Source organism: Streptomyces sp. NRRL F-5122, assembly GCF_001507435.1.
GTDB lineage: Bacteria > Actinomycetota > Actinomycetes > Streptomycetales > Streptomycetaceae > Streptomyces > Streptomyces lannensis.
In genome coordinates this window covers 54,525-67,862 of record NZ_LMWH01000234.1, presented here as the reverse complement: position 1 = coordinate 67,862, position 13,338 = coordinate 54,525, and the positions used below count along the sequence as shown (strand labels likewise).

The window sequence follows — 13,338 nt, the reverse complement described above, 5'->3', positions numbered from 1 at the left end:
ACGCATGGGCGCTGTGATGAGCCGGGCGGCCCCGGCGAACCGCAGTACCCGCCCGCGACGTGCGCGGGCGGGTACAGGCGGGTCGGCCGCGTCAGGAGCGGTTCACAGCTCCTTGATCCGGATGTCCCGGTAGGAGATCACATCCGTGGTGCTGTGCACCTGCAGTCCGATGTACCCGGAGGCGAACCGCCGTCCGTCCGTGCCCGGGTCGTCCGAGCGCGGCGGGTAGAACTCCTGGCCTCCGGTGTTGTCGAACTCGTTGATGAGAACACCGTTGCGGTAGACCGAGTAGTGCTGGTCGACCACACGGATCTCGTAGTCGTTCCACGTCCCCTTCTGGGTGACCCCCGCCCCGGCGAGCCCCACCCGGTCGAAACCGTAGATCGAGCCCGTCTTGTACATGTCGCCGTCGGGCCGGTCGAACACCTGCACCTCGTGCCCGTACTCGATGGCGACCCATTCCGGTCGCGACTCGGCCGGGTGGTCGTGCACCCCCGGGAAGCGGACGAACACACCGGCGTTGGCGTTGCCGGTTCCGGGCGCGTCGTCACGCCATTGGAGCTTCAGCGAGAAGTCGCCGTACTTGCGCTGCGGGAACCAGAGCATGCCCAGGCCCGCCTTCGTGGTGCCGCTGGTGATCGACCCGTCGGTGTTCAGGGCGAACGAACCACCGCCCACCTGCTCCCACTTGGCGAGGGAACCCGGGCTTCCGTCGAAGATCTTGCGGTAGCCCTCGGTCTGTCCGGGCTTGCCGATCCCGGACTGACGGGCGGCCCGCTGGATCGCGTTGTACTCGCGCTTGTCGACGACACCTTCGTCGCGGAGGCCGTCCAGCACCTTCTGCACGTGCTTGAGGAACAGCGCGTGGGACGTCCACTCCTTCTCGTCCTCGATCAGCTCGTTGATCCGGCACCGGCTGTTCGTGACCCGGTTGGGGACACCCGAGTCGACCGTGCCCACGATCACCGTCAACCGCTCGTCGTACTCGGGACAGTTGGGCGCCGGGACGCCGCCTCCCGCCACGACCGTGAAGTTCACGGTGCCCGGTGTGGAGGTGTTGCCCGCCTTGTCGGTCGCCCGGTAGGCGAGGGAGTGGGCGCCGGCACGGTCGACCACCACGGGTGCGGTGTACGCCAGGTAGGGGCCTGCATCGAGGGAGTACTCGACGCTCGCCACACCGGAGCCGCCGTCGTCGGTCGCGCTCACCGTCACCTTGGCACTGCCGACGTATGCACCGTCGGAGTTCTTCGTGCCCTCCACGGCCACGCCCGTCACGGGCGCCGTCGTGTCCTGCGGCGGCGCCGCCACGACCGTGAACTGCACGCTCTTCTCGGCCGAGACGTTGCCCGCCTTGTCGGTGGCGCGGTAACGCACGGTCTGGGCGCCGACCTGGTGCACCATCACCGGCCCGCTGTACGCCTGCCATGCACCCGCGCCCACCGCGTACTCGATCGAGTTGACCCCGGAGCCGGTGTCGGAAGCTGTGACGGTGACCGTGGCCATGTCGATGTACGCCCCGTCGGCGTTCCGCTCGCCGCTCACCGTCGCCGAGGTCTCCGGCGGTGCGGTGTCGTCGGACGGCGGTGCGACGACGGTGAACTCGACGCTCTTCTCGGCCGAGACGTTGCCGGCCTTGTCCAGAGCCCGATGGCGGACCTTGTGGCTGCCTGTCCGGTCGACGACGACCGGTGCGGTGTACGGCTGCCAGGCGCCCGTGTCCCCGATCGCGTACTCGATCCGGTCCACGCCGCTGCCGCCCTCGTCGGTGGCCGCGATCGTCACGGTCGCCGCTCCGACGTAGTCGCCCTGGGCGTTCTGCGCGCCCGCCACCTGGGCGGACGTCTGGGGCGGTGTCGTGTCCGAGCCGCCGCCCTCGGTCACCACCAGCTCGCCCTGCATCTGCCCGTGTCCGGGGATGGTGCAGTGGTAGAAGTACCGGCCGGGGGTGAGCGTGACCTCGGCCGTGTGGCGACCGCCCATGTCGTCGTTCGGGTTGGCCAGGATGTTGAGCTGGACGTCGCTGTTGTATTCGGGGTCGCTGGTCACGAACGTCAACGTGTGTGGCATGCCGGTGGTGTTGCCCGTCGCCGCGCTGTTCTCGAAGACGATCGTCGCCGGACCCGCCACCGCCGTGGTGGGCGCTGACCCGTACTTGGTGATGTCGTCGCCCGCGGTCCAGGTGAGCACCTGTGCGGCGTCCGGTGCCTCGGCCCGCGCCGCATCCTGTCCGGCAGCGGACGTCGTCTGCAGGCCGAGCATCATGAGCAGGGCGGCCAGCAGCGCCGCCCACATTCTCCTGTGCCGTATCACTCGGTCCTCCTCGCCAGTTGGTCGGCGGCCGGCGTCGGCCCACCGCCCGTGTAGGTGACCCGCCACAGCGCCGACTTGGAGTCGCTGGTGAAGAATCCGCGGCCGTAGTCGAGGACGTACAGCGAACCGTCGGGACCGAACTTCCAGTCCATGAGGTTCTTGATGCCGTCGTTGCCGATCGGCACGATCTTCTTCAGGGACTCGGAGTGGACCGGCAGACCGCCGTCTCCTTGGGTGGCGGGGTCCATGAGCACGGCGTTGCGTGGTTGGTCGGCGTCGTAGAAGTCGCCGATGAACCACTTGCCGTCCCAGTAGGCGGGCCACTTCGTCGCGTTGGCGTTCGCCGCGTCGTATCGGTACACCGGCCCGTTCATCGCCGCCTGACCGCCGCCCTTGAGCCAGGGCAGCCGGTAGGTGGCCTCCTCCTGCTTGTAGGACGGGATGCCGTTGGCGTCGCGGGGGTAGTCCGGGCCGCCGCCCTGCGGCGAGTACCAGACGTTGTTGCCGGTGACCGGCGGCAGGTTGACCAGGCCGTCGTTGTTAGGCGACTCGTTCTTCGGGTGGTCGCAGTCGTACCAGCCCAGTGGCTGCGAGGGGTCGGGCAGGTTGCGGTCCCGGTAGGGCTGCTTGTTGCCCATGCAGTACGGCCAGCCCCGGTTGCTCGCCTTGGTGATCACCGCGAAGGTGTCGTACTTGGCGGGCCCCCAGATCGGCGACGGCTGGCCCGCGTCCGGACCGACCCACCCCGCGTAGAGGATGTCGGTCGACTTGTCGACGAAGATGCGTGCGGGGTTCCGTACACCCATCACATAGATCTCGCCGCGGGTCTTGCCGCCTCCCTCGGCGGTCTCCTTGCCGGTGAAGAGGTTGCCCTCGGGAAGGGTGTACGTGCCGTCGGGCTCGGGGTGGATGCGCAGGATCTTGCCGTTGAGGTTGTGGGTGTTGCCCGCGGTGCGGCGTGCGTCCGCGAAGGAGACACCCTTGTAGTTGGGCTCAGGGTTGTTGCCCGAGTAACCGCCGCTGAATCCGCTGGAGTTGTTGTCTCCGGTGGCGATGTACAGGTTGCCCTTGGAGTCCCAGGTCATCCCGCCGCCTGCGTGACAGCAACTGTGGATCTGCACGGGCCACTTGAGCAGGACCTTCTCGCTGCCGAGGTCGAGCTTGTCGGTGGCGAGGTCCAGCGTGAAGCGGGAGACGCGCCGTTCGGCCATGTGCGTGTCGCGGTTGATCTGCGAGTGGGGGGTGTAGTGCAGGTACACCCAGCCGTTCTGCTCGAACTTCGGGTCCAGCTCGATGCCGAGCAGCCCCTCCTCGACCTTGGTCAGCTCGTCTCCGCCGCCCTTGTTGCCGAAGACGGTCAACTCGCCCGCGAGGGTCGCTTTCCCGGTCTTCGGATCGTAGACGTGGATCTGGCCCTTGCCTTTGCCGACGTCCGGGTTGTTCCAGTCGGTGATCACGGGCTGGGAGCCGTCGGCACCGCCCCGGCCGATGTACAGCACGCGGCCGTCGGGTGCGGCCACCAGGCCGTGCGGTTCGCCGATCTGGTCGCTCCGACCCGGCTGGTTGGGCTGGGTGAGGCGCTCCGCCTTGTAGTTGCCGGTGATCGTCGCCTTGCAGTCGGCCTGCACCAGCCGTGTCGTCCACAGCAGGGCGCCGCGCAGATGGGCGCGGAAGTCCGTCTCGTCGTACGAGGAGACGGTGCCGCCCATGCCGGTGTAGAAGGAGCGTCCGCCGTCGTAGTCACGGCACCAGCTGACCGGATGGTCCGAGCCGTTGCCGTTCGCGCCCGGCTGGTACGTCGACTCGCGCACCCGTGCCACGGTGTGTACCTCGCCGGAGGGGTTCTTCGCCCAGTTCAGCCACTGGTCGGGGCGCTTCCACTGCACCGGCAGGTCCTTGGTGGCCGGGTGCAGGCGGTCGCCCACCTCGACGGTGGCACGCTGGACGTTCGCCGGGCTGTTCGCTGCCGGCCGGGCTCCCACGAGGCCGGTGAACCACTCCGAGTACGGCTCCGCGCGGGCCGCGTCATGGATGCCGACGAATCCGCCGCCGGCCTCCATGTAGGCCTCCAGGCCCGCCTCCTGGTCCGGGTCGAGGACATCGCCACCGCCGGTCAGGAACACGACGGAGTTGAAGCGGCCCAGCCTCTTCTCGTTGGTGAAGACCGAGGCGTCGTCGGTCGCCTCGACCTTGAAGCGCTGGTTCGCCGGGCCGGTCAGTCCGATCTTTTCGATGGTCTCGATCCCGGCGTTCACCACGGGGGACTCGTCCCCGGACGCGGCGGAACCGTAGAAGATCAGCACCCGAACGTTCGCGCCGCCTGGCGGCGACTTGATCGACATCGTTGTCAGGGACGGTTCCGGGACCGGACGCGCGCTGGCGGTGGGACCCGACAGCAGGCCGGCCGAGAGGACGCCGGCGGTCAGGGCCGCCGCCCAGAGACGTCTTGTTGTGCCTTTCTTGCTCAACCCGCGTAAGTGCGTGGGTTCTTGATGCGAGGTCAACCGCATGTGGTCACCCAACCCTCCTCGGTCGCAGCAGCAGCGCCAAGGAAGCTAGACCTCTTTGCTCGGTTCGCCAATAGGTATGACCGTGATACAACGAACTTTGTCCTGAGTGTGGATAAACGGAACGTCGGCCGGTACCGTCACACAGGTTCATCACAGCTACGTCTTTGCAAATCCCGTATCAGTGTGGGGAGTTCGCCATGGACAGACGCAGCTTCAACCGGCGGGTGCTGCTGGGTGGTGCGGCCGTCGCGACATCGTTGTCCCTGGGGCCGGAGTCCGCCGTCGCGGAGGGCCCGACGAAGACGGCCGCCGCCGGGGGCGAGGTGAAACACATCAAGATGTACGCCGAGCAACTCGCCGGCGGGCAGATGGGCTACGGCTTCGAGAAGGGCAAGGCGACGGTCCCCGGCCCGCTGATCGAGATCAACGAGGGCGACACGCTGCACATCGAGTTCGAGAACACGATGGACGTCCCCGCCAGCCTGCACGTGCACGGCCTGGACTACGAGATCTCAAGCGACGGCACAAAGCTGAACAAGAGCGACGTCGAGCCGGGTGGCACGCGCACCTACACCTGGCGCACCCACGTCCCCGGCCGCCGCAAGGACGGCACCTGGCGGGCGGGCAGCGCGGGCTACTGGCACTACCACGACCACGTCGTCGGTACCGAACACGGCACCGGCGGGATCCGAAAGGGCCTGTACGGTCCGGTGATCGTCCGCCGCAAGGGAGACGTCCTGCCGGACCGGACGTACACGATCGTCTTCAACGACATGACCATCAACAACCGCGCGCCGCACTCCGGACCCGACTTCGAGGCCACCGTGGGCGACCGGATCGAGTTTGTGATGATCACGCACGGCGAGTACTACCACACCTTCCACATGCACGGTCACCGCTGGGCGGACAACCGCACGGGCCTGCTCACCGGGCCCGACGACCCGAGCCGGATCATCGACAACAAGATCGTCGGACCGGCGGACTCCTTCGGGTTCCAGGTCATCGCGGGGGAGGGCGTCGGCGCGGGCGCATGGATGTACCACTGCCATGTGCAGAGCCACTCCGACATGGGGATGGTGGGGCTGTTCCTGGTGAAGAAGACCGACGGAACGATCCCCGGGTACGAACCGCACGACCACGAACCGGGTCACGAGCACTGACGGGCCGCGGCCCGCGCAGGCGCAAGCCTTCCGAGGCCCGGCCGGACGACGGCTTCCCCGTCATCGGCCATGGGCCTGGAGGCGACTGCCGGAGCGGAACACGCGTGGACATGCCGTACGCCTGCGGGCGTGTGGCCCCGTCCTTTCGCGCCGTACGGGGGCGTTGTGATTTCCCGGCCGGCCGGGACGGGTCAGCGCAGTCCGGCGAAGAGGTCGTTCTCCGGTATGGCGGCGCCGGTGGTGTCGTGGACACGTAGGAAGGTCTCCGTGCCCATGAACTCGCCGAACCTGTCCTTGCCCATGTTGAGGAAGAAGATGTTGTCGCCCTGGCTGGCGTGGGCGGCCAACGCGTCGAACTTCTGACCGCTGAACGCGGTGGTGTCCACCCAGGTGGTGATCTCGTCGTCGGGCAGGCCGATCTCGGCCATCGCTGCGGCCTCGGCAGGATCCGGTTCCGGCATGTCTTCATGGAATTCGCGCATGATCTGGCCGAACCGGTGCATCATCGAGTGGGGCATCGTGGTCCAGTACACCTTTGGTGTCGGCGCCGTCATCTCCAGCGCCGCCATCGTGATGCGGTGGGCCTGGATGTGGTCGGGGTGGCCGTAGAAGCCGTTCTCGTCATAGGTGACGACCACATCGGGCCGGTAGTGCCGCATGAGTTCCGCGAGTCGGGCGGCGCCCTCGTGTACGGGGGTCTGCCAGAAGGCTCCGGGGACGTTGTTGCTCGGCCAGCCCATCATCCCGGAGTCGGCATAGCCCAGCATCTCCAGATGGCTGACTTTCAGGATGTCGCAGCTCGCCTGAAGTTCTCGGCGGCGCATCAAGGCGACCGCTGCCGAATCGTGTTCGGGATCGCCGGGCTTGATGCCACCGGGTCCGTCACCGCAGCCGCCGTCGGTACACGTCACGAGAACCGTGCGAATGCCTTCCGCCGCGTACCGGGCGAGGACCCCTCCGGTTCCGGTGGCCTCATCGTCGGGGTGAGCGTGTACTGCCATGAGCGTCAAGGGGCGGTCGGGCATGAAACAGTCCTCCTGCAGAAATACGTCGTGGTCCGCCTGCACGGCGTATGTGCCGCGCCTGTTGGGACCCGGATCCCGGTGGGGTGGACGACCGTGTGGTCCCCTCGTTCCCCGCCCGCGCGGCGCCGGTCCCTCGGCCGGTGCAGCCGTGCCGGCCGGCACGGCTGTTCCCGGCCCGGCCGCTCGGCCTTCCAGGTGTCGCCGTGCAACGCCACCAAGGTACAGGCGCGACCTGCACGTCTCGGCGTCACGTCGGATCCGACGTCCATCGGCACCCGCCGGGACGGCACTTTCCAGCGCGAGTCGTGTTCAGGCCCGTCCTGGTCCGGTGGGCGGTGGCGAGTGCTGACTCATTCGTGCCTGGCACGTCCCTTGCCCCGCCCGGCTTTAGGCCTCGGATCCGGTGTGCCTGGGCGAGAGGCTTGTTCGGTCGAGCCTTTGAACCCGGGCCTGTGACGCTCGGGGCGAAGGGGGCTCGTACCAGGGACCTGTCGTTGTGGATGACCAGGATGGATGCCAGAAGGCGACGCCCGAGGGGGAGCCGGCGCGCAACGGCCGCGTTTCCGGCGGACTGGCTTGTTCGGGCGCCGCGCCGTTCCGTGGACACGGAGGTCCGATCGATAGGTGCGCTGCAGGAGTCGTGGGATGGGTTCAGGGAATGTCGAGGCGTTGGGTCAGTTCGGTGAGGGCCTTGCCGAGTGGGAGTGCTGCGTGTGCGTACGCGATGTCGTCGCCGCGTGTCGGGCCGAGGTTGATGATGGAGACGGGCTTGCCGTCCTTCGCGGCGCGACGCACGAACCGCAGTCCCGACAGGACGGCCAGCGACGAGCCGAGGACGAGTAGCGAATCGGCCGCGTCGATCAGGTCGAAGCATTTCTGGATGCGAGGCTTGGGCACGTTCTCGCCGAAGAACACGACATATGGCTTGAGTACACCGCCGCAGTGCTGGCACGGCACGACGCGGAAGGTGTCGACGAGGTCGTCCGGCAGTTCGATGTCGCCGTCAGGGTTGACGGGCAGTCGGGCGGCATCGTGCGCGGCGGGGAATTCCATGTTCGCGGCGAGCAGTCGGGCATCCAGTTCGTCGCGGGGACCGATCGTTCCGCAGTCGAGGCAGATGACACGGTCCAGGCTGCCGTGCAGTGGGACAGCGTCCGTCGTCCCGGCGGCGTGGTGCAGCCCGTCGACATTTTGTGTGATCACGGCGTCGACGTACCCGGAGGTGCGCAGTGCCTGCACGGCGTGGTGTCCGGCGTTGGGCCGGGCGGCCGCGATGGCGCGGCGCCCGATATAGCCGCGGGCCCAGTAGCGGCGGCGGTTCGCCTCGTTCGATACGAAGTCCTGGTAGGTCATGGGGGAGTGCCGTCGGTGCCGCCCGGTCGCGCCCCGGTAGTCGGGGATGCCGGACTCGGTGGATATGCCTGCTCCGGTCAGGACGGCCACCCCGCCGGCTGCGAGTTGCTCGGCGATCTCTTCCATCCCCCCGGCGGGACGCACACCGGTGTCGGGTACGGGGCCGACGATGGGACGCATGCGCATACATGCAGTCTAGGGCGCCTTCGGTGCATCCTGCCTGCACGCCGGCCACCCGCGCCGCCTCCCGGTTGGTCGGTGCCGGGTGGACGCCATGACTCAGTCGAAGCGGTTCGCCGCGAACGTCCACGACACCTTCGGCGGCAAGCTCCTGCTCGACGGGGCCTTCGTACAAGGCGACACGTCCTACCCGACGGCGGGAACCGTCGGTCCCCGGGCGATCAGGACATCGGCTTTGTGGTGCCAGCCGAGGGAGGAGTAGAGCCGCCGGCCTTCCTCGCTGGCAATGAGAAGACCGGTACGGGCACCCTGGGACACGGCGGCCTCCGCCAGAGCGCTCATCACGGCGCGGCCCAGGCCGCGTCGGCGGTGTGCGGGGTCCGTCTCGATGCGATCGGCGATCGCATCACCGCCGACCACGGCGATGGTGCCGCGCGCCGCCACCTCTCCGGAGGGGGCATGGAGGGAGACGAGCGTGACTGGTCCCTCCGTGCGCACCTCGCGCTTGTACGGCGCGGCAGGCGCGTGCTGCGGGTGCTCGGTCAGATCCGTGGTCATGAACCACTCTGAGCGGTGGAGCACCTCCAGTCCGGCGGCGTCGACGACGGACTCGACTGTGCCTGGGTGCAACGTGGGCACCGTGAGCCAGGTGATCTGTTGCGCGGCGGCGACGGCTGCCGCCAGCCGTGCCAAGGACTCGGGGTCCTCGTCCGCGCGCAGTGCGAACACCTCGACCTCCCGGCCGGGTTGGTCGCACTTGGACCGCAGGCCGTCCCCGGCGGGCTCGACCTGCTCGGCCTCGGGCAGCGAGCGGGCGACGGTCCAGCCGTCCAGCCAACGTCGTATGAGCCCTGATTCGATCTTCGTCATCCGGCGATTAGAGCATGACCGCAACCGGTGGGCCGGTGAATATTCGCCCGTTGTCCGTTGCCGCCGACCGACGCCGCCCTCCATGTGCCGGTCGGTCCTGTCAAGAGGGCCTCCGCGGCCGACCAGAGGCGATCTGCCGCCAACCCTGGGTGAGCGCGCTGTCACGTTGTCCGATGGGCGTTGCGCAGAAGGCTGGGGACGGGGCGGTACCTGGAGGACGGGCCAGTGCTGGTGACAGCCAAGGTGTCGGTGTTGCCGGCGGTCACGTCCTGTACGGCACGTCCGAAACGTAGGGCCGTGCGGGAGTGCCGCGTGGCGGCCGCCCCGGGGTGCCAGGGCCGGACAGCCGTGGTGGCGGAGGTCGTAACGGAGCTCTACGCGTCCGACCAGGAGTGGAAGACGGCGGCCTGGCCGTGGTGGACACCGTCGGCGTCCGTCACGTTCCACATGGTGACGTCCTCTATCCAGAAGCGTCCGCCCGTCCTGGTCCGGCGCAGACCTCGGTATCCCGAGGCGTGGCCGTTGGCGGCCACTGATGCGATGAACGAGTCGCGACCGGGCTGGTCATGGGGTGCTGCGGACAGGCGCGAGGGCAGCGCGGTGAACTCCTGCCAGGTGTAGTCGAAGCGCTGCTGCGCGGTGCGATTGGCGTAGACGAACACCGGATCGTCGGCCGTGTCATGGACGAGCAACCCGAACGGTGCCTGCCGGTACAGCCACTCGGCCGCCCCCTCGTCCGAGGACCAGGCGGCCGGGCACAACGGCCGACCCGTCTGGCGTTCGTAGCTGGACAGCAGGAGCCGGGAGAAGGTCGGATTCGCTCCGTCCGGCAGATTCGCGTGGTGCATTGATCCTCCGTGCGCGGCCCACCCGTCCCGGGCGCCTGACCGAGAAATCGAACAAGTCCATAAACATGATGCATGTGCGAAGTGGGGCGTCCTCGAGCGGGGTGCGCTGTTCCGGCCGGTCGTCGACTCGCCATGACGTTCGGACCGCCGGGTGTCACGTTCGCAAAGGGGCATCGAGGCCGACGAGGACCGTTCTGCCGGGCGAGTGCAGCGCTGCAAGGTTGTCCGGCCGGTCGCTGGGGCTGATGTGCGCGGGGTCGGCCGGATCCGGCTGGAGCCGGTTGAGAAGACGATCACCTTTCGGCCAGGTGCGCGCCGTTCAAGGCGCTGCACTGCCGAAAGCCGACGGGCCGACCCCGCCACGACCCATGCTGGTGCATTATTGTTGTTGTTGCAAGTCATGTGCAATAGAGCTGTGGCGTGTCCTCGGTCCGAAGCGCGGGGTCTCACGAAGAGGTGATCAGCAGAGGGTGAAGCCCGGGTGCGGCCCCTCTGGGGGAGGGGCCGCACCAGAAACCTCAGTTCCGGGCCATGGCGGGCGGGGCGGCGTCGGCGCCCCAACTCGTGGGCTTGTCGGAGAGCTTGATCTTGATCGTGCCGGAGCGCAGCAGATCCTTGTGGGAGAGCCAGCTCTGGCGCAACTTGCCCTTGCCCGTGTCTACGGAGGACACGTACTGGAGCTTGGATGCGTCGGCACCCGGTGCCTCGATGGTGATCGTGCGTCCGTGTTCCGGCCGGATCTGGACCTTTTCGAACATGGGTGCGGTGATCACGTAGTTGGCTGCGCCGGGCTGGGCCTCGAAGACGCCGGCCATGGCGAAGACGAGCAACGACGAGGTGGCGCCGAGGTCGTCATTGCCGGGCATGCCGTACACGCTGTCGGTGAAAAGCGTTCGCATCGCGCGCAGCACGGCCGAGGTCTTCCACGGCGCGCCGGTCCACGTGTACATCCACGGAGCGTGGAAGTCGGGCTCGTTGTTGGGGTTGAAGGCGAAGTTGTTGTGGTAGTCGTAGGCGCCGGTCACCCAGGAGTCCGAAGCGGCCTTCGCCGGGTCGGTGAGCACGGTCGGCATGTCGAAGAACTTGTCGAGTCGCTGCTCGGCCTGCGCCTGACCGCCCATGAGCCCGAAGAGGGTCTGCGGATCCTGCTGGGCGAGCCACTGGTACTGCCACGCGGTGCCCTCGTGGAACGGGGCGGTCTGGGTGGGGTCGGGGTTGCCCGCGACGGTGCCGTCCGCGTTCCTGGCGACCGGGAACCCGGAGAAGCCCTGTGATGTGACGCCGGGGGCCCAGAGCTTGGCGAAGTTGTCGCAGCGCGAGGCGAGCGTAGCGGCCTTGTCCTGGTAGCCGAGCCCGTCGGCCATCGTGGACAGGGCGCAGTCGGCGAGTGCGTACTCGAGTGTCGCCGAACCCGCCTGGCGGCTGTCCCCGTACTTGTACCCGGGCAGGTTCTGGTACGCGACCCAGCCGTTCTGGACATACGTCGGGTTGCCGTCACGGCCGCGGAATATGGACTGGTCCGAGGGGACGTCGTTGACGTTCTTCCAGAGCGCGTCGAACAACTGCCGTGCGGTGACCTTGTCGAGCAGTCCCCGGTTGTAGATGTCGACGATCCACGGGGTGATCGGGTCGCCGCTCATCACGTTGGTCTCGCTGTTGCCCAGCGCCCAGCGCGGTAGCCAGCCACCGTCCTGATATATGTGCAGCACGGACTTGGCCATGTCGGCGGCCTTGTCCGGGTTCAGCAGGGCCACCAACTGGTTCTGCGAACGGTAGGTGTCCCAGAGCGAGAACATCTGGTAGTAGGTGGAGTCCGCGCGGTGCACCTGGTCGTCGAAGCCGCGGTAGCGCTTGTCGACGTCGGACCCGATCGACGGGTGCAGCAGCGAGTGGTAGAGCGCGCTGTAGTACGTGCGTTGATCGGCGGTGCTGCCGCCGGCCACACGCATGCGGTTCAGCTCGTCCTTCCAGGTGGCGTGCGCCGCGGTGCGGGCCTTGTCGAACGACTTCGGCTGCTCCGCCTTGCGGTTGAGGCGCGCGCCGTCGATCGAGGTGTAGGACAGACCCACCGAAGCACCGACCTGGTCGCCCTTGGCCGGGTCGAACGTCACCCAGGCACCCGCGCGCCTGGTGCCGCGTGAGGCGTCACGCTGGTTCGGGGTCAGCGTGCCGTCGCTCCATGTGCCGAAACTCGAGAACGTACGGTCGAACGTGGCACTGAAGAAGATCCGGTAGCGCTCCTTGCCGGTCTCACCGCAGAAGTTGCCGCCCTGGAGCCAGCCCTCGACGGTGTTGTCGCCGACGACGTGGACGTCACCGGCGTAGGTGCTGCCGTTGCTCTGCCCGACCTCGATGAGCACGTTCTCGCCGCCCGATCCGGCGGGGTAGGTGTAGCGGTGCTGGCCGGTCCGCTGCGTCGCGGTGAGCTCGGCCTGGATCCCGTTGTCGAGCTTCACACCGTAATAGCCCGGTGCGCGAGTCTCGTTGCCGTGGCTGAACTTCGCACCGTACTGAGCCGGGTCGGACGACGTGACCGCGCCCGTGGTCGGCATGAACCGGAAGTTGCCCATCGTCTGGCAGCCGACACCGGACAGGTGCGTGTGACTGAAGCCGAGGATGGTGTCCTGCTTGTAGTCGTACGACGCGTACTGGTTCAACTGTGTGTCGGGACTCAGCTGCACCATGCCGAACGGCACTGCGGCGCCCGGGAAGGTGGTTCCGTCACCGTTGTTGCCGATGGACGTGTCGACCAGCGTGGTGGGATCGTCGGCGAACCTCGGGCCCTGTGCCCTGGCGTTCGCGACGCCGGAGGTGGCGGAGGCGGCGACCACGGTGGTGGCGAGCAACAAGGCGGTGAACACGCGTTGCAACGCTCTCATCGCGTTCCTTTCTTGCGACAACGTTGTCAATCTCGCGCCCTCGATCTTTGTCCTTCGAGTGGTGTCCCGTCAATGCATCCTAGGTTGCGGCTGGTTCGCCCCAGTGCGATGCCAACTGCCGGGAATATGGGGTGACATGCGAGGCGCCAAATCGGTCGGAATGAGACGGTCGAGATGTGCGAGTGGGGCGTGCCGGGCTGGGG

General features: G+C 67.8%; 8 protein-coding genes. 1 reads left to right on the top strand and 7 read right to left on the bottom strand.

What is annotated here, in order from left to right:
* Positions 1-102 precede the first annotated feature (102 nt).
* Positions 103-2,292, bottom strand: a complete 2,190-nt coding sequence (locus ADL25_RS24025; RefSeq protein ID WP_059129876.1) for an OmpL47-type beta-barrel domain-containing protein — start codon at positions 2,290-2,292, stop codon at positions 103-105.
* A 14-nt stretch (positions 2,293-2,306) separates the two neighbouring features.
* Complete coding sequence (locus ADL25_RS24020) at positions 2,307-4,820, bottom strand: ThuA domain-containing protein (protein ID WP_079050548.1); 2,514 nt, start codon at positions 4,818-4,820, stop codon at positions 2,307-2,309.
* A 197-nt stretch (positions 4,821-5,017) separates the two neighbouring features.
* On the opposite strand from ADL25_RS24020, the gene ADL25_RS24015 reads away from it, so the two are divergent.
* The gene (locus ADL25_RS24015) at positions 5,018-5,980 is read left to right on the top strand and encodes a multicopper oxidase domain-containing protein (protein ID WP_059129875.1); all 963 of its coding nucleotides are present in this window, start codon (positions 5,018-5,020) and stop codon (positions 5,978-5,980) included.
* Between the two features lie 191 nt (positions 5,981-6,171).
* Here ADL25_RS24015 and ADL25_RS24010 read toward each other — a convergent pair whose 3' ends face one another.
* The 5 genes from ADL25_RS24010 to ADL25_RS23990 form a co-directional block, all read right to left on the bottom strand.
* Positions 6,172-7,005: a PIG-L family deacetylase gene (locus ADL25_RS24010; RefSeq protein WP_059129906.1), complete on the bottom strand. Its 834-nt coding sequence runs from the start codon at positions 7,003-7,005 to the stop codon at positions 6,172-6,174.
* A 651-nt stretch (positions 7,006-7,656) separates the two neighbouring features.
* The gene (locus ADL25_RS24005; protein WP_059129874.1) at positions 7,657-8,544 is read right to left on the bottom strand and encodes an NAD-dependent protein deacetylase; all 888 of its coding nucleotides are present in this window, start codon (positions 8,542-8,544) and stop codon (positions 7,657-7,659) included.
* Between the two features lie 180 nt (positions 8,545-8,724).
* Positions 8,725-9,408: a GNAT family N-acetyltransferase gene (locus ADL25_RS24000; RefSeq protein ID WP_059129873.1), complete on the bottom strand. Its 684-nt coding sequence runs from the start codon at positions 9,406-9,408 to the stop codon at positions 8,725-8,727.
* A gap of 374 nt (positions 9,409-9,782) precedes the next feature.
* Entirely contained in the window at positions 9,783-10,256 is a 474-nt protein-coding gene (locus ADL25_RS23995) for an MEKHLA domain-containing protein (protein ID WP_059129872.1), read from the bottom strand.
* 518 nt (positions 10,257-10,774) lie between these two features.
* Positions 10,775-13,135 carry a GH92 family glycosyl hydrolase gene (locus ADL25_RS23990; protein ID WP_079050547.1) on the bottom strand — a complete coding sequence of 787 codons (2,361 nt, stop codon included), beginning with the start codon at positions 13,133-13,135 and terminating at the stop codon, positions 10,775-10,777.
* Positions 13,136-13,338 lie beyond the last annotated feature (203 nt).

Coding starts and splice junctions, on each gene's coding strand:
- ADL25_RS24020 (WP_079050548.1), bottom strand. CDS start 4,820: ATGCGGTTGACCTCGCATCAAGAACCCACGCACTTACGCGGGTTGAGC.
- ADL25_RS24000 (WP_059129873.1), bottom strand. CDS start 9,408: ATGACGAAGATCGAATCAGGGCTCATACGACGTTGGCTGGACGGCTGG.
- ADL25_RS24010 (WP_059129906.1), bottom strand. CDS start 7,005: ATGCCCGACCGCCCCTTGACGCTCATGGCAGTACACGCTCACCCCGAC.
- ADL25_RS24015 (WP_059129875.1), top strand. CDS start 5,018: ATGGACAGACGCAGCTTCAACCGGCGGGTGCTGCTGGGTGGTGCGGCC.
- ADL25_RS23990 (WP_079050547.1), bottom strand. CDS start 13,135: ATGAGAGCGTTGCAACGCGTGTTCACCGCCTTGTTGCTCGCCACCACC.
- ADL25_RS24025 (WP_059129876.1), bottom strand. CDS start 2,292: ATGTGGGCGGCGCTGCTGGCCGCCCTGCTCATGATGCTCGGCCTGCAG.
- ADL25_RS23995 (WP_059129872.1), bottom strand. CDS start 10,256: ATGCACCACGCGAATCTGCCGGACGGAGCGAATCCGACCTTCTCCCGG.
- ADL25_RS24005 (WP_059129874.1), bottom strand. CDS start 8,544: ATGCGCATGCGTCCCATCGTCGGCCCCGTACCCGACACCGGTGTGCGT.